The 23,175-nt window shown below is 60.8% G+C and carries 22 protein-coding genes and 5 pseudogenes; 18 read left to right on the forward strand and 9 right to left on the reverse strand.

The window, feature by feature from the left end:
• Positions 1-9 precede the first annotated feature (9 nt).
• The 3 genes from SxD43FB_RS18000 to SxD43FB_RS25990 form a co-directional block, all read right to left on the reverse strand.
• Complete coding sequence (locus SxD43FB_RS18000) at positions 10-816, reverse strand: S1/P1 nuclease (protein WP_096063365.1); 807 nt, start codon at positions 814-816, stop codon at positions 10-12.
• A 78-nt stretch (positions 817-894) separates the two neighbouring features.
• On the reverse strand, positions 895-1,227 hold the full coding sequence (locus SxD43FB_RS18005; protein ID WP_096063366.1) for a polyhydroxyalkanoic acid system family protein: 333 nt from the start codon (positions 1,225-1,227) through the stop codon (positions 895-897).
• 291 nt (positions 1,228-1,518) lie between these two features.
• A complete protein-coding gene (locus tag SxD43FB_RS25990) occupies positions 1,519-1,842 on the reverse strand; it encodes an SOS response-associated peptidase family protein (protein WP_255245797.1) in 324 nt (107 codons plus the stop codon).
• A 261-nt stretch (positions 1,843-2,103) separates the two neighbouring features.
• Between SxD43FB_RS25990 and SxD43FB_RS18020 the strand changes: the two genes are divergently transcribed.
• The 4 genes from SxD43FB_RS18020 to SxD43FB_RS18035 all read left to right on the forward strand — a co-directional run bounded on the left by SxD43FB_RS18020 (position 2,104) and on the right by SxD43FB_RS18035 (position 3,285).
• The gene (locus SxD43FB_RS18020; RefSeq protein WP_235955182.1) at positions 2,104-2,316 is read left to right on the forward strand and encodes a DUF6771 family protein; all 213 of its coding nucleotides are present in this window, start codon (positions 2,104-2,106) and stop codon (positions 2,314-2,316) included.
• 150 nt (positions 2,317-2,466) lie between these two features.
• On the forward strand, positions 2,467-2,652 hold the full coding sequence (locus SxD43FB_RS18025; RefSeq protein ID WP_096063368.1) for a hypothetical protein: 186 nt from the start codon (positions 2,467-2,469) through the stop codon (positions 2,650-2,652).
• Positions 2,653-2,662: 10 nt separating this feature from the next.
• Positions 2,663-3,085 carry a hypothetical protein gene (locus tag SxD43FB_RS18030; RefSeq protein WP_096063369.1) on the forward strand — a complete coding sequence of 141 codons (423 nt, stop codon included), beginning with the start codon at positions 2,663-2,665 and terminating at the stop codon, positions 3,083-3,085.
• A complete protein-coding gene (locus tag SxD43FB_RS18035) occupies positions 3,085-3,285 on the forward strand; it encodes a DUF5818 domain-containing protein (RefSeq protein WP_096063370.1) in 201 nt (66 codons plus the stop codon). Before SxD43FB_RS18030 ends, SxD43FB_RS18035 begins: the two co-directional genes overlap by 1 nt.
• A gap of 221 nt (positions 3,286-3,506) precedes the next feature.
• Here SxD43FB_RS18035 and SxD43FB_RS18040 read toward each other — a convergent pair whose 3' ends face one another.
• Positions 3,507-5,429, reverse strand: a complete 1,923-nt coding sequence (locus tag SxD43FB_RS18040; RefSeq protein WP_096063371.1) for a S9 family peptidase — start codon at positions 5,427-5,429, stop codon at positions 3,507-3,509.
• 391 nt (positions 5,430-5,820) lie between these two features.
• Between SxD43FB_RS18040 and SxD43FB_RS18045 the strand changes: the two genes are divergently transcribed.
• From SxD43FB_RS18045 to SxD43FB_RS18065, 5 genes are all read left to right on the forward strand, one after another.
• The gene (locus tag SxD43FB_RS18045) at positions 5,821-9,375 is read left to right on the forward strand and encodes a hydantoinase B/oxoprolinase family protein (protein WP_096063372.1); all 3,555 of its coding nucleotides are present in this window, start codon (positions 5,821-5,823) and stop codon (positions 9,373-9,375) included.
• Entirely contained in the window at positions 9,372-10,043 is a 672-nt protein-coding gene (locus SxD43FB_RS18050; RefSeq protein WP_096063373.1) for a DUF969 domain-containing protein, read from the forward strand. Before SxD43FB_RS18045 ends, SxD43FB_RS18050 begins: the two co-directional genes overlap by 4 nt.
• Positions 10,040-10,990, forward strand: a complete 951-nt coding sequence (locus SxD43FB_RS18055) for a DUF979 domain-containing protein (RefSeq protein ID WP_096063374.1) — start codon at positions 10,040-10,042, stop codon at positions 10,988-10,990. Before SxD43FB_RS18050 ends, SxD43FB_RS18055 begins: the two co-directional genes overlap by 4 nt.
• Positions 10,981-11,970 carry a DUF2891 domain-containing protein gene (locus SxD43FB_RS18060; RefSeq protein ID WP_096063375.1) on the forward strand — a complete coding sequence of 330 codons (990 nt, stop codon included), beginning with the start codon at positions 10,981-10,983 and terminating at the stop codon, positions 11,968-11,970. Before SxD43FB_RS18055 ends, SxD43FB_RS18060 begins: the two co-directional genes overlap by 10 nt.
• A gap of 323 nt (positions 11,971-12,293) precedes the next feature.
• Positions 12,294-13,106: an IS5 family transposase gene (locus tag SxD43FB_RS18065; RefSeq protein ID WP_096063390.1), complete on the forward strand. Its 813-nt coding sequence runs from the start codon at positions 12,294-12,296 to the stop codon at positions 13,104-13,106.
• On the opposite strand, the pseudogene SxD43FB_RS18070 reads toward SxD43FB_RS18065, so the two are convergent.
• From SxD43FB_RS18070 to SxD43FB_RS18085, 4 genes and pseudogenes are all read right to left on the reverse strand, one after another.
• Positions 13,097-13,735 (reverse strand): annotated as a pseudogene (locus SxD43FB_RS18070) (alginate export family protein); the annotation flags it as partial. The gene SxD43FB_RS18065 and the pseudogene SxD43FB_RS18070 sit on opposite strands and share 10 nt — an antisense overlap.
• A gap of 202 nt (positions 13,736-13,937) precedes the next feature.
• Complete coding sequence (gene istB, locus SxD43FB_RS18075) at positions 13,938-14,678, reverse strand: IS21-like element helper ATPase IstB (RefSeq protein ID WP_096063391.1); 741 nt, start codon at positions 14,676-14,678, stop codon at positions 13,938-13,940.
• A gap of 106 nt (positions 14,679-14,784) precedes the next feature.
• The gene (locus SxD43FB_RS18080) at positions 14,785-15,324 is read right to left on the reverse strand and encodes a GNAT family N-acetyltransferase (protein ID WP_096063377.1); all 540 of its coding nucleotides are present in this window, start codon (positions 15,322-15,324) and stop codon (positions 14,785-14,787) included.
• The gene (locus tag SxD43FB_RS18085; protein WP_096063378.1) at positions 15,321-16,271 is read right to left on the reverse strand and encodes a helix-turn-helix domain-containing GNAT family N-acetyltransferase; all 951 of its coding nucleotides are present in this window, start codon (positions 16,269-16,271) and stop codon (positions 15,321-15,323) included. Before SxD43FB_RS18085 ends, SxD43FB_RS18080 begins: the two co-directional genes overlap by 4 nt.
• 74 nt (positions 16,272-16,345) lie before the next feature.
• On the opposite strand from SxD43FB_RS18085, the gene SxD43FB_RS18090 reads away from it, so the two are divergent.
• From SxD43FB_RS18090 to SxD43FB_RS18105, 6 genes and pseudogenes are all read left to right on the forward strand, one after another.
• The gene (locus SxD43FB_RS18090) at positions 16,346-16,864 is read left to right on the forward strand and encodes a hypothetical protein (RefSeq protein WP_141249537.1); all 519 of its coding nucleotides are present in this window, start codon (positions 16,346-16,348) and stop codon (positions 16,862-16,864) included.
• 231 nt (positions 16,865-17,095) lie between these two features.
• A complete protein-coding gene (locus tag SxD43FB_RS25330; protein ID WP_176482827.1) occupies positions 17,096-17,347 on the forward strand; it encodes a hypothetical protein in 252 nt (83 codons plus the stop codon).
• Between the two features lie 494 nt (positions 17,348-17,841).
• A pseudogene (locus SxD43FB_RS26360) lies at positions 17,842-17,913 on the forward strand (ATPase); the annotation flags it as partial.
• A gap of 531 nt (positions 17,914-18,444) precedes the next feature.
• Positions 18,445-19,050 carry a helix-turn-helix transcriptional regulator gene (locus tag SxD43FB_RS18100; RefSeq protein WP_096063380.1) on the forward strand — a complete coding sequence of 202 codons (606 nt, stop codon included), beginning with the start codon at positions 18,445-18,447 and terminating at the stop codon, positions 19,048-19,050.
• A pseudogene (locus tag SxD43FB_RS26000) lies at positions 19,047-19,319 on the forward strand (HipA N-terminal domain-containing protein); the annotation flags it as partial. The gene SxD43FB_RS18100 and the pseudogene SxD43FB_RS26000, both read left to right, overlap by 4 nt.
• Complete coding sequence (locus tag SxD43FB_RS18105; protein ID WP_255245800.1) at positions 19,320-20,261, forward strand: HipA domain-containing protein; 942 nt, start codon at positions 19,320-19,322, stop codon at positions 20,259-20,261.
• 423 nt (positions 20,262-20,684) lie between these two features.
• Here the strand turns inward: SxD43FB_RS18105 and SxD43FB_RS18110 are convergent.
• Positions 20,685-20,966 (reverse strand): annotated as a pseudogene (locus tag SxD43FB_RS18110) (transposase); the annotation flags it as partial.
• On the opposite strand from SxD43FB_RS18110, the pseudogene SxD43FB_RS18115 reads away from it, so the two are divergent.
• The 3 genes and pseudogenes from SxD43FB_RS18115 to SxD43FB_RS18125 form a co-directional block, all read left to right on the forward strand.
• A pseudogene (locus SxD43FB_RS18115) lies at positions 20,967-21,164 on the forward strand (transposase); the annotation flags it as partial. It lies immediately after the preceding pseudogene.
• Positions 21,165-21,420: 256 nt separating this feature from the next.
• The gene (gene istA, locus SxD43FB_RS18120; RefSeq protein ID WP_176482829.1) at positions 21,421-22,884 is read left to right on the forward strand and encodes an IS21 family transposase; all 1,464 of its coding nucleotides are present in this window, start codon (positions 21,421-21,423) and stop codon (positions 22,882-22,884) included.
• Positions 22,884-23,175: ATP-binding protein (locus tag SxD43FB_RS18125; protein ID WP_255245799.1), on the forward strand; the 292-nt coding region annotated here is incomplete at its 3' end. The genes istA and SxD43FB_RS18125, both read left to right, overlap by 1 nt.

Raw genomic sequence — 23,175 nt, forward strand, 5'->3', positions numbered from 1 at the left:
CGAGGCATGTCATTTAGTTCGTGCGGCGGGGTCTTTGCCAGTTCCAGGCTCGAACACCCAATTGAGATAGGCCGCGATCCTTACGCCTCCGCGCTTCAGTCGATCGTCCATCTCCGATCGATGCTTGTACGCATAGTCCCAGGAAATGCTGGGGTCGGCGGGGTAGATCGTCTTGCGGAGCGCGATGCTCTCGGCAATCCAGGCCGAAGGCGCAGGATCGCTCCATTCGATTAGCTGCTCGGGCGAAATCGAGCGCGACAGCCATTGCGTATATTCGGAATAGGACAAGGACCGCTGCTCGATCATCGCTGAGTCCCACACCGAATGAAGGTTGGTCGCGCGCCCGAACCACGTTACTTTGACATCATTGCCGCCCCGGTCATCCCCACCGCCCGCGTGCAATGGCTGATGCAGATCGCCGATGATGTGCACGATGAAGCGGAGGGCCAGCCGCTTGTCCTCGACGGACGATTTGGGATTGCGCAACGTAGCCGTAAAACCATCCAGCGCGCTCATGGCATCACCCTCTGGCGGCGCGTCCTTGCTTTGATAGCGGTTCCCTTGCCTGACGGTCACATAGTGCCAGGGGCCAGCCTTCTTCTGCCAATATTCGGCGGGGTCGGACTTCATGTCATCGGGCCAGGTCGCCGCCTCGGCCAGATCCTCGGCACCAAGCAAAAGCCGGACATGAGCGCGTGCGACGCCGCTCAGATTTCCATCGGCGATGGCACCGGTTATGCGGTGGCCGACAGGACCCCAAGCCTGTGCGGGTGTGCATGCAAGGAATAGGATGGCAAGAAGGGAGAATATACGCATGGCTGTTCCTTGGCGGCATTTCCTCTCCAGGGAAAGACGGATTTCTGTAGATGGTATGTCGTTCCGCGTGGCGCGAACCTAGATCGTCCTGTCGGCCTTGTCGTCCAGCATCAGCCGTTCGCCCTGCTTCTCTACTATGGCGGCGATCGGCCCTGACATCAGGCTCACCATGCCGGGAAGATGGAGCGTCACCCGCAGCCGATTGTCTTCCGCATCAACGGTGCAAGGCACTTCGACGCCCATGGTCGCGACCGTCAATGCAAGACGCTCAGCGCTGGGCCATGAATGGGTCACAGTGGCTGCGCCGCCCGGGATGTGCGAGGCCAGTTTGCCAACGCCCCTCTCCATGCGCCGTATGGCCTCGTCGCGACCAAGAGTGTGGGGAATGTCAATTACAGTGGGAGTTGCCATGGTCCATGGACGCTTGGATCAAGGCTGTGGTTCCGGCTCTGTCGCGTGGGTCTGCATCATGACGCTGGTGCTGGGGCTGGGGTGGTGCTTGACCGGGAAGGGGAGGGACTGTCTGCATGCCCAATCGTGGGTAGCGCTGACCGTTCACTGCCAGTATCGTTCATCGCTCGAGATCAGCCGGTTGGGCGATATTTAGACACATCGGACAAGGGACCCCCAGCAGCAAACCTTACTCATCTCGCCTTTACGGCGGGCACCTCGGCAATGCGGGTGGTGTAGTTGGGGGACTTGCTATCGGATCTGGCCGCCCATTCGCGCGTCGGCCGGTTCAACTATGACCGGCATGGCTTTGGGATGCAGCGGCGCGACCAGCGCATTGGGTTCGCAAGTTAGAAACGCATAGACCGGACCATGGTCGCTTTGCCGCCATATGCCAGCGAACGCAGCGATCGGCTGGTCGATCACGTTGAACCACCACTCATCGCGCCCTTCCCCGATCTTGGGTTCCGCAAATGTCGAAAAGGGGACGAGGCACCGCTGCAGAGGATTGGCCAGCATCGACTTCCAGAATGGGCTACTGAGATTCCGCACATTGGTGACGCGCTTTTCCAGCATCTTTCCGCTCTTGCCTTTGACGTGGGTTGGCACGCCCCGGACATGACATCGCTTCGGATCGCCCCGTCATCGTTGCGGACGATCATACCCGGCTTTTTGGGCCAGACGTCCGTCGCGAGCGCGGCGTTGGGCTGGCGGATATCGAACCCCGCATAGTCCCGCCAACTGGGGATCTTGTCGGGGTCGGTTCGATAATGATTGCACATTCGGGGAGCCTAGCGATCGCCAATTTGATCGCAAGCCTCTTGCATCGTTCCTGATATGTTCTTTACGATCGCAACCATGATTCACCCTGATTCTCTTTGGCTCGCCCAGAGCCTGCTTCACGCCCCGGCCTGGGCACGCGTTGCCCTTACCGCACCCAACGAGCGCTTGCGCGAGAAGGCCGCGGTGGAATTGGCGCAAAGCGTCATTGCAGCTATAGAGCATCCCCCGAATATTCCTGACATCCGCCAGATGACGCTGCCCCTGTGACGCAAAGCCTGCGGCACATCCGCGTGATGCACAGGGTCAGCCATGCTGAATAGTCTGCTGCTTTCCTGATCTTGAGCAATAGACGGTATAGCGGCTGTGCAATCCGGCACCGTCCCGCTAGCGTCTCGGTTTGAGCGATCGGGAAGAGATATGAACGGATTTGTACGTTTGGAAGCGGTCGACGGCGATTTTGTGGTCGTCAATGTCGATCGGGTCAGTTTCGTTCGGCGCTACCGCGGTGAGAACGGCACTAGCGCGATCAATTTCGAGAAGGGAAATTATATCGTCGTCAAAGGCAGTCTCGACAACGTCATGACCATCCTGGCCGAAGGCTGAAGTCAGGCTCATGCTTGCCGTCCTATCTGCGGTCGTTCTGGCATCCGGGCAGGCCTTTGCCTGTACGCCGACCCATGTCTGGGACGGGGACGGCCCGATCTGGTGTGCCGAAGGTCCAAAGGTGCGGTTGGCTGGTATCGCCGCCCGCGAGATGGACGGCACATGCAAACAGGGGCACCCCTGTCCCAAAGCATCGGCTATTGATGCACGAGACCGGCTGGTGCGCTTGCTGGGCGGCGCGAAAGGCAAGGCGCGGACTGGCCATATTCTTGTATCGGCGTCGGCCATGCGCTGCGTGTCGAATGGATCGGCGCGGGGCGGTCGCACGGCGGCATGGTGTACGCTGCCAGGCACGGGCGACATAAGCTGCGCCATGATCAGGTCCGGCACTGTCCTGCGGTGGGATCGCTATGCGCGGGGGCATTGTCGCTGATGCCGAGAGGAACGCGCCATGAGCTGACCGGCATTCTTCTGGAAGGCGACTTCTATCCGGTGTTGCGTGTTGCCGACGGCGGCGAATGGCGACTGGAGATCACCAAGACCTGGCGGCCTCTGCTGGGCAAACGCGTCGCCATCATCGGCGTGCGTGACGGTTTTGACCTGATTGCCGTCGAACGGATCACCCTGGCATGACGCACGACCAGCTTCTGTGGGGGGAGGTGTCCATAGTAATGAAGCAGCATGGTGAGCAAGCACCGCGCAAGGTGGCCGAACGGATAGATACCCTTGCGGTTGAGGGTAAGGGGACTGCATCGTAACGAGCGCCGGGCCGCAAGGAGGCTGCTGCGCCGTGTCCAAGCCAAGCAAGACGCTTTTCTGCTTGGCGGCGGCAGCGCAAAATTGTCACTGGCTGATCAGCGACTCAAACCGAAGCGATCTTCAAGGAAGGCGGCGATGCGGCGATACCCGTGAACGCGATTGGCAAGGCGGGCGATACCATGTCCTTCGTCCGGGAAGCGCAGATAGGTGACGGTTCCACCACTTGCTCGAATGCCCTCCACCAAACGGTCGCTCTCGGCGACCGGATCCCGCGGGTCGTTCGCTCCGTGCATGACCAGCATCGGCGTGGTAATCTTGGCTACGTTATTGATCGGCGACAGCTTGGCAAAGAAGGCGCGGACCTTGGGATCTGCGATGTCACCGAATTCAAGCTTGTCAGCGGCCTTCAGTCCGGGGCTGGCTTGCTCAAGCGCTGTTACCCAGTCCGATACACCCACGATAGAAACGCCGGCCACGAACATGTTGGGATATGTGCCAAGCGCCTGGTTGGTGAGATAGCCGCCATAAGAGCCGCCACCGACCGCGATACGGGTACCATCGACCTGACCCGACTTGCGCAACCATTCCGCCGCGTCGGCCAGATCTCCGACCTCGTCGACCTTCTTCTCACGGTCATTCAACTGCTCGAACGTCTTCCCTTGGCCCGTCGAACCACGATAGTTGAAGTCGAGTACCGCAATTCCGCGGGCGACATAATATTGGATGTCCGCCGAAAAGCCTGGCGTAGCATAAGCACTGGGGCCGCCATGGATACGCATGAACACTGGCGGCTTGCGGCCGTCGGGCGATGTCGTCGGCAAATACAGGAGCCCCGTGAGCGGTGCCCCGTCACGCGCGGCGAAGCGGACTGGCTCTGGGACCACCATCTGCGACAGGTCGAGCCCGGGCGCATCGGTCGGCACCAGAACACGGGCGGCGACATCCTTTGCGGACAGATCCCACGAAAGCACTTCGCCCGCCCTGGTCGGGCTGTTCGCGCTGATCAGGAGCAATGGCCGCTCGCCAGCGAAATGGACAAACATAGTGCCTGAGGGCAGTTTTGGCACAGGGATGTCGTGGCCGGTGCTTAAGTCGCGCGCGTGCAGACGGCTGAACCCAGTCTCGATCGTGGTCCAGACCAGATAGCAGCCATCGGGGCTGAGCGCGATCTGACCGATATCGAAGCCTGGCTTGATGATCGTTTGGAGCCGACCCCGGCCTACATCATAAAAAGCGATCTCGTGATAGTCTGAGGATTGGTTGGTCGAAAGATAGAAACCGCTGCCATCGGGCTTCCATGCGATAGAGCTGTATTCAGCGATAGTCTTCGGCTCGAAAACGTTTGCCATCTCGCCGGTTGCGGCGTTGAGCAGGTGAAGGTTATTACCACCCCCGCGGGTCTCGCTAACCGCGATCAAATCACCACCTGGCTGCCATGCGGCGGCGTAGAAACCGCCCTTTCCATCATAAACGCGCCGACTTTGGCCGGTCTCGACGTCCGTCACATAGATGTCGAAGTCGGTACCGTTGCGCTCGGTCGAGGAATAGGCGAAGCGGCGCCTGTCGCGGCTCCAAGCACCAAAGCTGCGGAACGCTGGCGATTTCTCAACGATTGTCCGCTCTTTGTTTCCGTCGATGGTGAGCAGGTGCATGCCAACGCGCTCGTCTCCATCGGTATCAGCGCCGTACAGCCAATGCCCGGAGGGGCCGGGCTCAAGCCAGTCTACGCCCGATCCGTAGGTGAGTTGGTCTGGAAAGCCGCCGCTTACCGGCATCGTCCAGATCTGGGGCGAACCGGTGATGTCGCTGATCCAGGCAATGTGGGTCCCGTCCGCGGAGAGGACTGCACCGCGCGGGCTCCGTACAAGCAGGAAACGGGTGATGTCGAGTTTGCCATCTTGTGTGGGCGCGAGCGAAACGGGCTCGGCCTTGACAATGTCCTCAGGACGAGGCGTTTGCGCCGCACCTGCTGCTGCGGCACCGCTCGATAGCAGCAATGAAAGGATAAGGGCCCGCATCAGGTGCTCCGTCGCTTCTCGAATGAACTGGCAGGCTGGCCAGCCGTCTTCTTATTGAAAACAAAGCTAGCCGGATGCGGATGGGAAAGCGAGGTAGAATACCCCCATTTGCCCTCCACCGATCGTCAACTCTTTGACGTCTGCCGCTGCTCCTTGTCTTGCACCTAATTCCACGCCCGCCTTGCCCGCGCGTGCGATGCAAAGCCACATCGACTTGTGTGACGCCTTCTGGGCCGTTTGCCGAACGGCAAGTCTCGTGACTTTGGCGATTTTTAAGGCCGATTCCGGCAATTGCGACACCTGAAGCGGACATCCACTAGACGCCCCAAGTCTGGACAAAGCTGATGGCAGCGGCCTATTTCGTAGGCCATGTTTGAGAAAGAGTAGCAGAATGAAGGCCTGGCGCTTTGCGGTAGATCGTGGCGGTACTTTCACCGATATCGTTGCGACGACCCCTGAAGGGGACCTGGTGACCGACAAACTGCTGTCGCAGAACCCCGGATCTTATTCTGATGCCGCCAGCGAAGGCGTGCGGCGCCTGATGCTGCGCCATGGCGAAGGACCGATTGCTGAGCTTCGTATCGGCACGACGGTGGCGACCAATGCGCTGCTCGAACGTAAGGGGGAACGGCTGGGGCTGGCCATCACGCGCGGCTTCGGCGATGCATTGCGGATCGCCACGCAGGCGCGGCCCGATATTTTTGCCCGTCACATTATGTTACCCGAGCAACTGCCTGCCCGGGTGGTTGAGATCGACGAGCGGGTTGGGGTTGATGGCAAAGTCCTGCAACAGCTCGATGACATGCAGGTTCGGAAGGAACTCGACGCCCTCCGAGCCGAAGGCTTCGATGCTCTTGCGATTATCCTGATGCACGGGTGGAAATACCGGGACCACGAGGCGCGGATCGCGCAGATCGCGCGCGATATCGGGTTTACGCAAGTTAGCGTCAGTCACGAGGTGGCACCGCTGATCCGTCTAATCCCGCGCGGCGATACGACGGTGGTCGATGCCTATCTATCGCCGGTTCTGCGGCGCTACACCGATGCGCTCGAGGCTAGCCTCCCCGCGACCGGGAGCCTGCGTTTCATGCAGTCGAACGGCGGGCTGGCGGAAGTGGGGGCGTTTCACGGCAAGGATGCGATCCTGTCCGGCCCAGCAGGCGGCGTGGTCGGCATGGTCGCAGCGAGCGCACCACTAGGCCATACCCGGCTGATTGGCTTCGACATGGGCGGCACGAGCACCGATGTTGCACATTATGCCGGCGAATATGAACTGACCGGCGACAGCGTGGTTGCGGGGGTGCGGGTCGCGGCACCGATGATGCAGATCAATACAGTCGCGGCGGGCGGCGGGTCGATCTGCCGCTTTGATGGGGCTCGCTTCAGGGTCGGGCCGGAAAGCGCCGGGGCGGACCCTGGCCCTGCCTGCTACCGCAAGGGCGGACCGCTGACCGTCACCGACTGTAATCTTTTCCTAGGTCGCCTCGATCCTGCGTTCTTCCCGGCCGTGTTCGGTCCACAGGGCGATGCCCCGCTTGATCCGGTGGCGGCACGAGGGCGGCTGGAAGAAGTTGCCGCAATGCTCCCCGAACCAAGGCCGCTTGAAGAGATCGCCGAGGGCTTCCTTGCCATCGCGGTCGACAATATGGCCAACGCCATCCGCAAGATCTCGGTCGCGCGCGGGCACGATGTGACGACCTATGCGCTTGCTTGCTTTGGCGGAGCGGGCGGACAGCATGCCTGCAAGGTCGCCGATGCGCTAGGGATGGAGACGGTGTTGGTCCATCCGCTTGCAGGGATGCTCTCGGCCTATGGCATAGGCCTCGCGCCGGTGAAGGCCATCCGCGAGGTCAGTCTCGTGCGGCCGCTGGACGAAAGCTTCGCTCGTGACCTGGCTGCGCTTGAGGAACAGGCGCGGCAGGAGCTCCTTGATCAGGGCATCGCTGCCGACGCGATCCGGATCGACAGCCGCGCAAGGCTGCGCTTTGCTGGCAGTGACAGTCAGCTAGCCATAGCTTGCGCCGATCCAGAGGCTATGGATGGAGCCTTCCGCAAACTGCACCGCCAGCGCTTCGGCGATTCCGAGGCGCAGGCGGCAATCATGGTGGAGGCCCTGAGTGTCGAGGCGAGCGGGCAGGCGGGTGGGCTGTCAGCATCGGTCGATCTGCCCGAGACGTTGGTTGATGGTGATGCCCTGGTACCTGGCGCTTGGAAGATTCTGTCGCGCCGCGCCTTCGATGTTGGCAAATGCGAGTCCGGGCCGCTGCTGGTCATCGACCCGGGGTCGACGACCGTGGTCGAGGAAGGCTGGCAGGCGCGATTGGCCGATGAAGGAAGCCTGATCCTGACCCGCAGCGTGCCGCTGAGGCGTGAGCGCGCGGCGGGAACGGATGTCGATCCGGTCCGGCTCGAGATTTTCAACAACCTGTTCATGGCCATCGCCGAGGAAATGGGGGTGGTGCTGCAATCCACCGCGACCTCGGTCAACATCAAGGAACGGCTTGATTTTTCCTGCGCACTTTTCGATCGCAGCGGGGCGTTGATCGCCAACGCGCCGCACATTCCGGTGCATCTTGGCAGCATGGGCGACAGCATTGTGCGGGTGATCGATGCGCGTGGGAGCGGGCGCGACGGGCGCGGGTTTCGGCGCGGCGATGCTTATGTGCTCAATGATCCCTATCGTGGCGGCACGCACCTACCCGATATCACGGTGATCGTGCCCGTGTTCTACAGCGAAGAGGCGAGCGAACCCGATGCTTTTGTTGCAGCGCGCGGGCACCATGCCGATATTGGCGGGATCGCGCCCGGATCCATGCCGCCGGAAAGCCGGACGATCGAGGAAGAGGGTGTCCTGATCGACAATGGCTTGCTGGTTGACGAAGGGCAGTTTTGCGAAGCGGCAATGCGCAAATTGCTGGCAGCAGCGACATTTCCCGCCCGCAATCCTGACCGCAACCTCTCCGATCTGCGCGCCCAGCTCGCCGCCTGCACGCGCGGTGCGGGGCTGCTGCGGGGCGCAGCAATGGATCTCGGTCCAGACGTGATGGCGGCCTATATGGATCATGTTCTGGCCAATGCCGAAGAAAGCGTGCGGCGGCTGCTCGATCGGCTTGAAGATGGCAGCTTTGCCTATGAAATGGACAATGGCGCGACAGTGAAGGTCGCCATCCGCATCGACCGCGCAAGCCGCTCGGCGGTGTTCGACTTCACAGGCACCAGCAACCAGTTGCCGGACAATTTCAATGCGCCGCGCGCGATCACCCGTGCTGCCGCGCTCTACGTGCTGCGCTCGCTGATCGACGATGCCATTCCAATGAACGATGGCTGCCTGCGCCCGGTCGAACTGATTGTGCCAGAAGGCTCGATGCTGAACCCGAAGCCCGGCGCAGCCGTGGTCGCCGGGAATGTCGAAACCAGTCAGGTGGTCACCGATGCACTGTTCGCCGCTTGCCGACGCCTTGCGCCGAGCCAGGGGACGATGAACAACTTCACGTTCGGTAATGAATATCACCAATATTACGAGACAATCTGCGGCGGTTCGGGCGCGGGGCCCGATCATGACGGGACGAGCGCTGTGCAGACGCATATGACCAACAGCCGTCTTACCGACCCGGAGATCCTCGAAACGCGGCTGCCCGTGCGGATCGAGCGGTTCGCAATCCGCCATGGTTCGGGCGGGACGGGTTTGCATTGCGGCGGCGACGGTGTCGAACGGCGCGTGACCTTCCTCGAACCAATGCGTGCCAACATACTCGCCAATCGCCGCCGGATTGCGCCAAGCGGGATATGCGGAGGCGAAGATGCACTGGCTGGCCGGAACTGGGTGGAGAGGGCGGACGGATCGCGTGAGCCGTTGGGGGCAACAGCGTCTGCGCACATGCAACCGGGTGATTGTTTTGTAATTCTAACCCCCGGTGGCGGTGGATTTGGGAAGGTGTCTCAATGAGCTATTGGCCACTCCTTGGAATTGCGATCGTCGTTATTGGTTTTGCGTTGCGGTTCAATCCGCTGATGGTGGTGGTGGGCGCGGCGCTGGCGACAGGTGTGCTCGCCGGGCTCGATCTCGTTGCTGTGATACAAGCGCTGGGCAAAGCCTTTAATGACAATCGCTACATCACTGTCACATGGATCATTCTGCCGGTGATCGGCCTGCTTGAACGGCACGGCCTGCAGCAACGCGCCCGCGCGGTCATCGAAGCAATGCGTGGCGCGACCATGGGCCGACTGCTGGTCGCTTACCTCGCCTTTCGCCAACTCACCTCAGCGCTCGGCATGAAGGATATTGGCGGGCATCCGCAGGCCGTGCGTCCCTTGGTGGCCCCGATGGCGGAGGCGGCGGCGGTCAAGAACCATGGCGATCTATCTGAGGAGGACTGCGACAAGATCAAGGCCATGGCAGCTGCGACCGACAATGTGGGCCTGTTTTTTGGCGAAGACATTTTTTTCGCGATTGCCTCGATCCTGTTGATCCAGGGCGTGTTCGAGAGCGCGGGCTACCCCATGACCCCGTTGCAGCTTTCCATCTGGGCAATCCCCACTGCAATCTGCGCCTTTGTTATCCACGGGGGCCGCATCCTCGCTTTCGACCGCCGCTTGGGGAGGGCACGCCCATGATCACCTACGAATGGCTTTATGCGCTGGCGGGCGCGGCCTTCGCGCTTTGGGCGCTGCTCAGCGTGCGTGATCGGCGCTGGGGCAATGCCGGGTTCTGGGCGCTGCTGGCCGCCAGCTTCCTGCTGGGCAGTCATGTCTCCGATCTCATGAACGGACTATTGGTGCTGGCGATGGTGGCGATTGCGGGGGGTGGCGGATTGACGCGGAGCGATCCGGCGACGACGACGCCCCAGGAACGGCAGCTGCTTTCGGAGCGGCTCGGCAACCGGTTGTTCCTGCCAGCCCTGGTGGTACCGCTGACCGCTGTCGCGGGGACGTTGCTCTACAATTACACGCCTTTTGGCGAGACCGGATTGTTCGAGGCGCGGCGCGAAACGCTGATCCTGTTCGGCTTGGGTGTGGTGGCGGCGCTGGCGCTGGCGATCGCTTGGCTGCGCCCGCCGCTTCTGGCTCCGGCCGAGGAGGGGCGGCGGCTGCTCGACTCGATCGGCTGGGCGGCGATCCTGCCGCAGATGTTGGCGGCGCTCGGAGCGGTGTTCGCCCTGGCGGGCGTTGGCGAAATCATTGGTGGCCTTGCCGGTGATATCATACCTGCCGGTAGCGTTTTTCTGACAGTGGCCGTTTTTGCGCTGGGCATGGCGTTGTTCACGGTGATCATGGGGAATGCCTTTGCTGCCTTTCCGGTCATGGCAGCTGCGATCGGAATTCCGTTACTGGTCCAGCAATATGGCGGCAACCCGGCGGTGATCGGCGCAGTTGGCATGCTCGCCGGCTTCTGCGGAACGCTGTTGACCCCGATGGCGGCTAACTTCAACATCGTTCCCGCCGCGCTGCTTGCGCTGAAAGATCAGCATGGGGTGATCCGCCAACAGATCGGGACCGCTCTTCCGCTGCTGGTCTGCAATATTGTCATCATTTATGTAGGGGCTTTCCTGTTGTGGAACTGACCGAAGATATTGCCCGTAATTTCGCAAGGATAGCGCTTGGCCACGTGACGCGGCCCTATCCCTACAAGGACGACCATGTCTTCGAGAGCGACCAGGACGTCCGGGCCCCGCGCATGGCCCACCCGGTTTTCTTCGGCAGCTTTGACTGGCACAGCTGCGTGCACGGATGGTGGACCTTACTGACGTTAAGGCGGCAATATCCCGGCATGGCCGAAGCTGGGCCAATCGAAGCGCTAGCTGACGAAACCTTTACGGTTGCCAAGCTTGCGGTCGAACTGGCCTATCTCGACCGGCCGATGTCGCGCGGCTTCGAGAGGCCCTACGGATGGAGTTGGCTGCTATACCTGCATCTTGAGGCTGAACGGCACGATGATCGCGAATGGTCTGTCCGTATTGAACCCTTGGCGCTGGCTTTCGCGGCGCGCCTTTGCGATTACCTTCGGATACTGACTTACCCGATTACCGTGGGCACGCATTTCAATACGGCTTTTGCGCTGATCCTAGCACGACGTTGGGCGTTGGGTCGCGACGAGGCAATGGTGACCTTGATCGACGCGTGGGCAGAGCGAGCCTTTGGCAACCGTGCCGATTATCGCGGTTGGGAGCCGGGTGGCGACGAATTTCTCTCGCCCGTTCTCACTGCGGCACTATTGATGACCGAGACTCGTTCGAAGCGGACTTTCGCTCCCTGGTTCCGAGCCCTGGTGATTGCCAATGGCTGGCTTGAGAACGAATGCCGCCCCGTGCTCGTTTCCGACCGCACCGACGGAAAGATCGCTCATCTCGATGGTCTCAATCTCAGCCGGGCCTGGTGTCTGCGCGTTATCGCAGATGCGCTTGACGATGAGGAAACGCAAAAGGCGCTGATGCTTTTGGCGAACGAACATCTTGAGGCAGCGCTGCGGCATGTGGCTGGTGATTATATGGGAGAGCACTGGCTCACCAGCTTCGCAGTTCTGGCGTTGCTCGCGCCAAAGTAAATCTAGCCACCAGCACGCTGCCGGACCTTTTTGTATCTACTCGTGGCCACTGACAGGAAGAGCGGACCGGCAAATCTATCAGAGCCGAACGGAAGATTTTTGGACGAGGCACCGTTCGCGCTCGGGGAAAGAAAGGGGTTTTTTGATCTACTGCTGCTGAGTATGCCGGTTCGTCGGGTTCGTTCATATCGATCGCCGCGTTCTGGGACTTTGCCGCCGTTCGCATCCAGTGTAAGAGTCTGTGTCAGAACGGTCTCGTAATGGTGGACGATCGGGTTTCGATATGATTCCGAGGGGTTGCGACACCAACCTTGGAAGCCATCATGTGGAACCCGACCGCCCGCGGGCATCATAGCCGCGCACAGCTTCGCTATGGAAGCGATCTTACCGACGCAGAATGGCATTTGATTGAACCATATTTGCCTGCGCCGTGCCAGCGCGGACGACGGCGATGCTGGCCGATGCGCGAGATCGTCGAAGCCATTTTCTATCTGCTACGGGCAGGATGTCCTTGGCGGCTTTTGCCCGACAGTTTTCCGCCATGGCGCACGGTCTACCGATGGTTCTGCACCTTGCGCGACGATGGGGTATTCGAAAGCCTCAATCATCATCTCGTGCAGATCGATCGCATCCGGACTGGGCGAGAACCAGCGCCATCGGCCGCAGTCATCGACAGCCAGAGCGTGAAGACGACCGAAGCAGGCGGACCTCGCGGTTACGACGCAGGCAAGAAGACCATGGGACGCAAACGCCATGCAATGGTGGATACCGATGGTCGCACCCTTATGATGCTGGTCCATTCTGCCGATGTGCAAGACCGCGACGGTGCGGTGCCCTTGCTCCAGCAGTCTCGCCAGCGGCATCCCTTCGTCGAGCGCACCTATGCCGACAGCGCCTACAACAGCGATCGCGTCCGGGGCGCCACCTCCATTACGATCGAAATCGTCCGTAAATTCGCTGATCAGACCGGCTTCGTCGTCCATCCCAGACGATGGGTCGTCGAACGCACCTTCGCATGGATCAACCGCAATCGCCGCCTAGCCAAAGACTTCGAGCGGACCGTCAAATCCGCAACCGCGCTTCTCTATGCCGCCGCTGCCAATGTCCTAATCCGACGCATCGCTCGTTACGCATGAGATTCAAGACAGGCTCTAAGAATCGGCAGATATCTGAAAAATAAATCGTTCAGCACGAAATATCGGTCAGCACGGCACCAGCAAAATTGTCGACCTCGTATGTTCCATGCCACCCAAATACTCGGTACGTACTTAAACATATAAAGCATCTCGGGGGTGAGCGTTTTCGTGTTTCGCAATCCTGATCCTGCCGCGTCTGCCGACGACGAAAATATTCCGCCGTTCAATGTGAAACTGAGATGCTCGTTGAACTGTATTCTACCGCTCGCGGCGATTAGATCACCTACGGCATTAGAGTCGTAATTTCCGGTTCCAGTCAGCGATGCAAAGCCTCTTCCATATATCACATCCCGCATGGCATAGCGCCAGAAGCGCCGGGCATAGGCCTGAAGAGTGAGCTTGGGGCCGGGATCAGCCAACAAGCGGATCCCCGCATCGACGCTGTTGGCCGGCGTCAGATAGCCCATGATGGTCTCATAAAGTTGCGCATGGAAAAATGGACGGAATGTCTTGATTGTAGTTGCATCGCGCGAACCGCCGGTCGACATGTCTGCGCGTAGGGAAATCCTCGCATTGGCGGGCGCCTTGGGTATCCTCAACTGCGTGTCGGTAAACATCGCGGCGGCTTCGACATTCTTGTTATCGAAATCCCTACTGGTAAGCGGCGGTCCAGCCGAGGCTCAGGAGGCCCAGCCCACCCCAAAGTCTGCTAATTCCGACGAAGCCGCCCCTCGCTTCCGAGATGATCGCGCCCCTTAACTCCGGGATGATGTCGCCCCCGAAACGGGGCCTTGTCGGCAATGATTGTTGTTGTTTCGTTTGAAGCCTACGTCAAGCGGGCCGATTGCCTTTTGAGCGCCGCATGCTGTCGCCATCGAGGTCAAGGCGATGTGCATTGTGAACCAGGCGGTCGAGGATCGCGTCGGCGTATGTGGGGTCCGCGATCACCTGATGCCAACTGGTCACGGGAAGCTGACTGGTCACGATGGTTGAGCGACGTCCATAGCGTTTTTCCAGGATTTCGAGCAGATCGTGGCGGGCGAGCGCGTCGAGTGGTTCAAGGCCCCAGTCGTCCAGGACCAGGAGTTGAACACTGCCGAGCTTGCGCAGGAACCGTTCGTGCCGACCATCGCCCCGCGCGAGCGCGAGGCTGGCGAACAGCTTCGGAACACGTTGATAGAGCACTGAGCGATCGTCTCGACAGGCCTTGTGCCCGAGCACGCAGGCGAGCCAGCTTTTGCCGACGCCGGTGGGCCCGGTGATCACCAGATTGTCGTGCGCGCCGATCCAGTCTCCTGCGACCAGCTTTACCAGTAATGCGCGATCCAGCCCGCGAGCGCTTCGATAATCAATATCCTCCGGGGATGCCTGATGCCGCAACTTCGCGAACCGTAACCTGGCGGAGAGCTTGCGATCATGGCGGAAGCCCCATTCGCGATCGAGCAGGAGGGCCAGCCATTCAGGATGGGTCAGACTATCTGCTTCGGTGTTGGCAGCAAGTTCGTCAAACGCCCTGGCCATGCCGACCAGCCCCATTGCGGTCATCCTATCGAGAGTTGGATGTGCAAGCATCGTTATGTTCGACGACTGGAGCGTGAGCTGCATGGGCGACATGCGTGGATAGGTGCCGAAGAGTGGAGCAGGGTGGTGACTGCCGCATGCTGCATATCGTCGCGGGTTAATCGCTCAAATGTTTGCCCATGCGAATGAGCGGCACCGACACCCCGTCCACGTCCACTGTAGCCGGTTCGATCACGCTGTATCCGCATGCCGCATAGAGCGGCTGTCCGCTCAGCGTCGCCATCAGTTCCACCCGGTCAAAGCGTTCGGCGGCGGCCGCCTTTTCGCACAGGTCAAGGATGCGCCTTCCTACGCCGCGCCGGACGAAATTCGGATGGGTGTACATCGCCCGGACTCGCGCTGCATCCCGAAGCGGATCAAGCAACGCTGCATCACGCGAAGCGCTGTGGTCACCGCCATAAAGCGTCGCACGTCGGCTCCACCCGCCGCAGCCAGCAAGTACGCCGTCCTCCTCAACCATGAAATAGGTTTGATCGTGGATAAGCTGGGTATCGAGCCCCATGATCGCACGGCTCGCCAACACTTGTTCGTGCGACAGGAAGGCGGTCTGAAGTCGATCAATCGCCAATGTCATGAGATCATTGAGCGCGACGAGGTCTGCCGGTGTGGCGAGCCTAGTGGTGACGTTGCCGATCATGTTTCCAGGGCCTCTTGCGCAGTCTCGCGCCCCGACGGTGGCGCGAGGCGAAGCTGCCATCGTTCCCCGGTGACCGGTTCGCCGAAATCGTGATGGACGGCGGTTTCGATCCGCTCGAACCCGTGCCGGGTATAAAGCCGGCGCGCGGTCTCCAGCACCGCCTGCGTCCAGAGTGTCAGCGTGGCATAGCCCTTGTCCCGCGCGAAGCCGATGCAAGTCGTGACCAGCGCGTCGCCGATGCGTCGTCCGCGCGCGAACGGCTCGACATAGAGAAGGCGCAGCCGCGCGTTACCGCCGCCTTCGTCGGTCAGGAAGATTGATCCGGCCATGACGCCGTCAATTTCTGCCACCCAGCATTGCTCACGCCCTGGCTTGAAATTATGCAGGAACGCGGTCGTAACCTCGCCTTCCACCACCTCCAGGCCGCGTCCCCAGCCATGGCTGTCGGCGTAGAGAATGGACTGCCGAGCGGCGATCCGGCCCATGTCACCGGTCCGGAACGGGCGGATGGAGAAGCCCGATGTGGTCGTGGGGTCGAGCAGGAGGCGGGCTCTGGCCAGCGCATCTACCAAGTCGGTCTGTGCGACGGGATCGAGCCGCGCGATCATGCCCGCCACGGCATCGCGCTGGCGTGCATCAAGCAGCGCGAATGCATCTCGACCCGCCTCGGTCAGCCGGATCGGACGAGTCCGGGCGTCGGTGCCGCGATCCCGGATGATCCAGCCACGCTTCTCGAAACGCGTGAGGATGCGACTGACATAGCCTGCGTCCATACCCAGGCTCGCCTGCAGCGCATTGGCGCTTCCCGGTTCATTGACAGCAATCTCGAACAGCAGCCGCGCCTCGGGAAGTGTCGCCTCGCTGCCTAGGAAGCGCGCATCGAGCACCCCGGCCAGTTGCGTGTAGAAGCGGTTGAAACTGCGAATGGAGGCAATGGCGTCGTTCATGCCACCAATTTCGCCAGAATACTTGACAATGTCAACAATATAGTTGAAGTGCTTGCCCCAAATGGAATTTGATCTTGCCCGGGCAGAACGCTGAGGCGCTCGGCACGATTGGCGATGCCCGGCAATGGGGCATCACCGGCAAAGCAACCTTGCCCTTGCACAGCCTGCTCAAGGGGGCGCGGATTACGGTGTCAGGCACGCTTCGCGATTCCCGGTTCCGCGATCCATTGACGGGCGAGGCCCGGGCGATGGACGATCTGCCCTCGACCAGTTTCGAGGCCGAGTTTCGCCACGATCTGCCCCGCCTGCGGTCGTCGTGGGGTTTCAGCTATGAATCCGCGCAAGAGGCCGAGATTTTCTATACCGGCGAACGCCTGTTCTGGCGGGAAAGACCGGTGTGGGACGTGTTCGTCGAGACGATGGCTGTGCCGGGGTTCAAGACGACCTTGCGCGCCAGCGCGGTCACGGGAGACAACAGCGATCGCTTGCGGAGTTTCTTCAATCCCAACCGGGCCGGCGATTATTCTGGGAAGGAAACGCGCAAGCAAACCCAGGGAGCAACAGTCTCGCTTACCTTGTCCCGGGCTTTGTGAAGCAGGAACTTGCAAATACAGATCGTGAGCCCGAGGTTCAGGACCGCTAGAAAATGCGCTTGAAGAGAAAGCATGAACGCACTGGCGTGCCATAGCCAGATTCGAATGCGAAGTGCTTGCATCGGTTTCGATGGTACGCAGCCAAAAATCTGGCCCTATGCATCGCTCCGCTTGCCCGACTTGCGATGCTCCGCCAGCGATCGAGCGAGGGCTTGTCGCAGGAGAAGGCAGATGCGTACAGCCATATCATGGTGTCGCGGCAGGAATGCACTTCGCAGCAATCGCGCATGGAACGCCACAAGATCGGACAACGCCGTTAAAAATGGCACTGTAGACAATCGACCGGGCCTCGCGCCGGCTTTCGATCAAGCCGGATTGCTGAAGCTGATTGAGGTGAAACGACAGGCGCTATGGGGACGTATCGCCCAGCGCCTCGCCGATCGCTCCGGCAGACCGTTCGTCCGCACCCACCACCACAAGTAACCGGTCGATCCGCAGGCGGGTTTGGTTGGAAAAGGCGGCAAAGCAACGAGTGCTTGATTTTCGTCCATCTGTCGCCTAACAGTTCAAGTCCATTTGAAATATAATCGTTCCGGGCGGACGGCGCAAACGAGGGCGTTCGGATGGATAATCATCGGATCGCCACGCACGGGCCAGCACGCGGCTTCGTTTCGTGACTCAACTGACTGATTTGCAGCTTATCCTCGCTAATGCGCCGCAATCTCGACACGCATTACCCGCTCACGCTCGGGTTGCTGACCGTCGCCGACCTTAGAATCATGTCGCTCGCCACGCCTGCGGTGGCTCAAACCGCACCCGCACAAACGGCGTTGCGGCTCCTCGACTATATCGCGGTCGATTATCCCGAGGCGGTCGCGGACGGGAAGATCGCCAACGCTGGCGAATATGCCGAAATGCAGGAGTTCTCCGCGACGGCCGCCAAGCTGGTCGGTGAGCTGCCGAAGTTGTCCGCGCGCGACCGCGTCACCCATCATTGCGACATCGTCGAGACCGGCAATGACAGCTGGCGCTTCAAAAACCGGAGCTGATCCGGCCCAGCGGTGGTCGATTAGAAGATGCCTTGCGCTGCGCGCGCCTCCGGTCGGGCTGCGCCCTCCCTACGCCGCGCGCAGCGCAAGGAAGCCCGCTACATCAACGTTCCGCCATCCTGACAGGGGGGTCCCGTTTGCACGCCGATTGACAGTCCATGTCGATCACTCCGATGCCTCCTGACTGTCAGCCAGGGGCGAGGAAAACATGGGTCAATTCTCAGTGAAAACTTATAACCCTCCCGGGTCACTTCTCAGTGCAACTCAACAGAAAACGGTCACTCCTAAAGCGTTTTTAGCCCCGCGCTACCATTTCCGCCGAGTCGGGAGCCAAGTCGTTTCGAACGGCTTTTATTTCTTTCCGGACCATTGGTCAGGCGGGGCAATATCCGTGCGAAACGGCAAGATGTATATGCTGAAACATATAATGTTCACCATGAATATGCTTGGACATATTTCCGATTGAGTCCATCGCGTTATTTGATATGCTCAAGCACATCATAGTTACAAAATATATGCCAGGATAGATAAATGAGCGCGGGAATTGAAGAGATAGCGGCGAGTATCCGTGAGGCACGTATCGCAAAGGCACTGACCCAGAAGGAGCTGGGGCAGCGCGTTGGCTTGCCCCAAAGCCATATCTCCAAAATCGAAAAAGGCACGGTTGATCTCAAACTTTCAAGCCTTGTCGAGATCGCGCGCGCGCTCGACCTTGAGATCACGCTCGTGCCGCGCAAGGCTTTGCCTGCCGTCGAGGGAGCGGTGCGAGCACATGGCGCGACCGTCGAAACAAGCCGCGCAGTGAGCCTACTGAACGAACAGGCGCAAATCGCAGAACGGATCAAAGCAAACTTCCCAGACCTCTCCCAGGTTGAAGGCTTCCAGAATGCGATCCGGAGCATTCCCAGACTGCAATTCGATGCAGCTCAACTCAAAGCCCTCGACGAGGCCTTGCAGCCAGCAAAACGGTTGAAGACGATCATCGAGGCGCAGGGCGGGGCGGCGGCTCTCGCCAAACGCATTGAGGAGGCGACTTCGGCTCTCCGGCATTTCCGCAACATTCAGGTGCGTCATGCGCCGTTGATCGAGGCCGCACGCCAGCTTCCCGCTTACCGGCTGGAGGAGGATGACGCATGATTGACGCAGCCGCTCTCGACATACTTCTGCATGATCGCCGCATCGGGACGCTCGCGCGCCTCGATGGCGATCGTAGCATCTTCACGTTCGACGAGGCCTACCTCGCCGACGAAGAGCGCCCGACGCTTTCGCTTGCCTATCGTGACCAATATGGCGCGATCATCAATGCGCCTCGCGCCTATCAAACACAGATCGAGCCGTTCTTCTCGAACCTTTTGCCCGAAGGAACCCTGCGTGATTATCTTGCGCGGCGCGCAGGCGTTAAGTCCGTGCGCGAATATCTCCTTCTCGCGCAGCTTGGCGGAGACTTGCCAGGCGCGGTCAAGGCCGTGCCCGTCGAGGCGCGTGACGTGCAGCCTGAAGACGCAAACGAAGAAGGCGTTGCAGCTGAAGCCAAGCGCGCACTGCGCTTCTCACTCGCCGGCGTTCAACTCAAATTTTCAGCCCTGAAGAACAGGGGCAAGAATGGTGGCCTCACCATTCCGGTGAGCGGCACGGGCGGCGACTGGATCGTCAAACTGCCGTCAGCCCGTCATCCCGACGTTCCGGAAAACGAATTCGCCGCCATGAGCTTGGCCTCCAAGCTCGGGATCGATGTCCCCGACATCGATCTTCTGCCGCTCGAAACAATCGACGGATTGCCCGACGGGATCACCCGATACGGGGTGTCGGCATATGCCATACGCCGTTTCGACCGGACCGATGCCGGACCCGTCCACATCGAGGATTTCGCGCAAGTCTACGGCGTCTATGCCGACGACAAATATGAGAACGCGAGCTACCGCCAAATTTTGTCGGTGCTCGCGATCGAAGCCGATGAGGCAAGCTCGGTCGAATTCATCCGCCGGCTCACCTACTCCGTGCTGATCGGCAATGGTGACATGCATCTGAAGAACTGGTCACTGACCTATCCCGATCAGCGCCGACCTATCTTGGCGCCAGCATATGATCTTCTCTCGACCGTCGCCTATATCCCTGAGGAGGATGCCGCCCTCAAATTTCATCGGTCCCGCGAATGGGAGTCCTTCACCTACCGCGAACTGGAGACGATCGCCGACAAAGCGCGGCTGCCGTCGCATCTGGTTATCTCGACAGCGAAGGAAACAGTAGAGCGGTTTGACGGGCTTTGGGAGCAGGAAAAGACGCATCTCCCCTTCTCGGGTGAGGTCATTGCTGCAATCGAAAAGCACAGAAAGCGCCTGGCAGTCTGAACTAACTGCAACAGAATGCGCTTGCATCGAAACATTTGGCGCGCTGCAGCGGGAGGGCTTAATGGGACAGCAATGGCTGGTTACGGCAGGAGCGGTCATTAGCGCCCGCAGCGTCTAACGGCGAAAGTTGTTGTGAAGGGTTTCAGGCGCTTGCGTACGAAAGCCTCCAGTGCAGGAACCCGCGGGCCCCACGCGCTGCTCTATGGGTAAATAGGCTTTGGGATGGTTCTGGCGGGTAGACGTTGCCGGGCCGGAAGTGCGACTATCGGGCGGAACGGCGTGATTTCGGGCCGCGTTAGGCCGCTAGCAGCGGTGGTTTTACGGATCAGCGTGTCCTGCGCCCGCTTTCCGGGATGGGCATGCGCCCGGTCGTCGGCCAGGACGCTATGAGCGTGACCGTCATGTAGAGCGAGCCATGCCGGATCATGGCGCGTGTCTCCGGGCGTGTGAGGCTGGCGTTGGTGGTGCGCGCGGTTGGCACCAGCGGGCGAAGGTTTCGACGATAGTCATATGCCCGCCGCAACATGGGCATGGCGGGCGATGATCGGGCGGCTCGTTGGGTTCGGATTCCTCGATCGGCGCAGCAACGCCCAGCAGCCTGCGGGCGAGCGCCATAGCTTCCTTGTGCGTCGAACTGGCGAGCAGGCCATAATGCCGGATGCGATAGAAGCCGCGTGGTAGGACATGGATCAGGAAGCGGCGGATGCGCCCGGCGCTCACGCGGTACTCCTCATGGACCAAGCCGGTTGGCACCTGACCCCAAAACTCATACTTCCGTCCAATATCTCTATCGTGCCAATCCCTTCGAAAAGCCCCGAACTCAATCCGCAGGAAAACATCTGGCAATTCATGCGTGACAATTGGCTGTCGAACCGGGTGTTCGGTTCCTACGAAGAGATTGTTGCGCGGCGACAACTACGATGGCCGGTTGAGCGGCGACTATGATGGCCGGTAGGATCGGTTGTCTGGTCTGATCGTAGGGAGGGGCGTAGCCCCGACCGGAGAGCGGACCAGACAACCGATGGCGATCTTTTTCCCCTTCTTTCGGGGTGCTGATCGGGGCTGTGGCGGGCGGTGGTATCGGAACACTCATCGAACAACGAGCGATGGCTTTGCGATGCCGGGCCACCACATTTCCGATCAACAGGTATTTCTCTTCATGACCCATCGTCGCCAACACACCCAGGCCGTCGCGGCTGCCAAGGCCGGTATCAGCGAACGCAGCGCACGCCGGATCGAGAACGATCCGCAGCTTCCGTCCCAGAAGAAGAAGGAGCGCCACTGGCGCACCCGCGCCGATCCGCTCGAGCCATTCTGGCCATGTATAGAGGAGTTGCTCCAGATCGACGGTATCATTGCCGTCACGGTCTTCGAGACGCTCCAGGACGAGTTCGGCGAGGATGCTGTTCCCGATGCGATACGACGAACACTGGAACGCCGGATCGCACGCTGGCGGGCACTGCACGGCGGCGAGAAGGAGATCTTCTTCCCGCAGCATCATGAGCCCGGTCGGCAGGGCCTGTCGGATTTCACGGTATGCGACAGTCTCAAGGTCACCGTTGCCGGCGAGACCCTGGCCTATCGCCTCTACCACTTCCGCTTGGCGGCGAGTGGCTGGGAGCATGCGGCTGTCGTGCTGGGCGGGGAGAGCTTTGCCGCCCTTTCGGAGCACCTGCAGGATGCGTTGTGGAAGCTGGGCGGTGCGCCGGCCGAACACCGCAGCGATTCCCTGTCAGCCGCCTACAAAAACCTCGACGCCGATGCGCAGCGGGATTTCACCCGAAGCTATTACGAGCTGTGTCGTCATTACGGCATGCTTGCTACCCGCAACAACCGCGGCGAGGCGCACGAGAACGGATCGATCGAAGGTCCCCATGCCCATCTCAAGCGACGGCTCGATCAGGCCTTACGCCGGCGGGGCAGCCGCGATTTCGTCAGCATCGAGGCCTGGCGCGAGTTCGTTGAGGCGCAGGTCGCCAGACAGAACCGGCGGCATGCTGCGCGCATCGATGCAGAACGCAGGGTACTCAAGGCGCTGCCCGCAAGGCGAACCACCGATTTCGCCATGGTCACCGTCGATGTCACCCGCAACGGCACCGTCGCCATCGATCGGGTTACCTATTCGGTGCCTTCCCGCCTCGTCGGACGGCGCCTCAACGCGCATCTCTTTGACGATCGCATCGAGCTCTTCCTCGGTCCGGACAGGGTAATGTCCACGCCGCGTGTGCGGATCAGTCATCCCCACCGGGGGCATAGCATCGATTTCCGGCACATGATCGGTAACCTGCGCCGCAAGCCCGGTGCACTGCGCAACCTCGTCTACCGCGAAGCCCTCTTCCCCGATCACGCCTACCGGCGGGCCTGGCAAGCCTTCGATGCCCAACTCGATGGACGGCAGGCCTGCCGCGATGCCGTCGCGCTGCTCGATATCGCCGCCAGGGGCGACTGTGTCGACGTGCTGGCCCGGCGGATCGATGAGGCTCTCGACAGCGGGCGCTTGCCCGATGTCGATGCGCTCAGGGACGAGTTCCTGCCAACCGCAAGATCGCAGCGCGATGTCGCTATCCCGCCACCCGATCTGCACAGCTACAACAGCCTGATCGCCAGCGGGGAGGTGCACTGATGACCCGCACCAAGGATCAGGCCGCCGCCGTACTGCCTACCCTGCTGAAGGCCTTGCGCCTGCCGAGCATCAACCGCAACTGGAAGCGCCTCACCGACACCGCCGATCGCGATGGCTGGCCGGCCGCCAACCTGCTGGCCTCGCTTCTCGAGATCGAGATGGCTGATCGCTCCTCCCGGCGCATCCAGCGCCATCGCGACCAGTCCGGCTTGCCCGCAGGCAAGACCTTCGCCACCTTCGATTTCGACGCCGCCCCCGGCATCCGCAAACCGCACCTCTTGTCCCTCGCCG

It is taken from the genome of Sphingobium sp. D43FB, assembly GCF_002312805.1.
Lineage (GTDB): Bacteria > Pseudomonadota > Alphaproteobacteria > Sphingomonadales > Sphingomonadaceae > Sphingobium.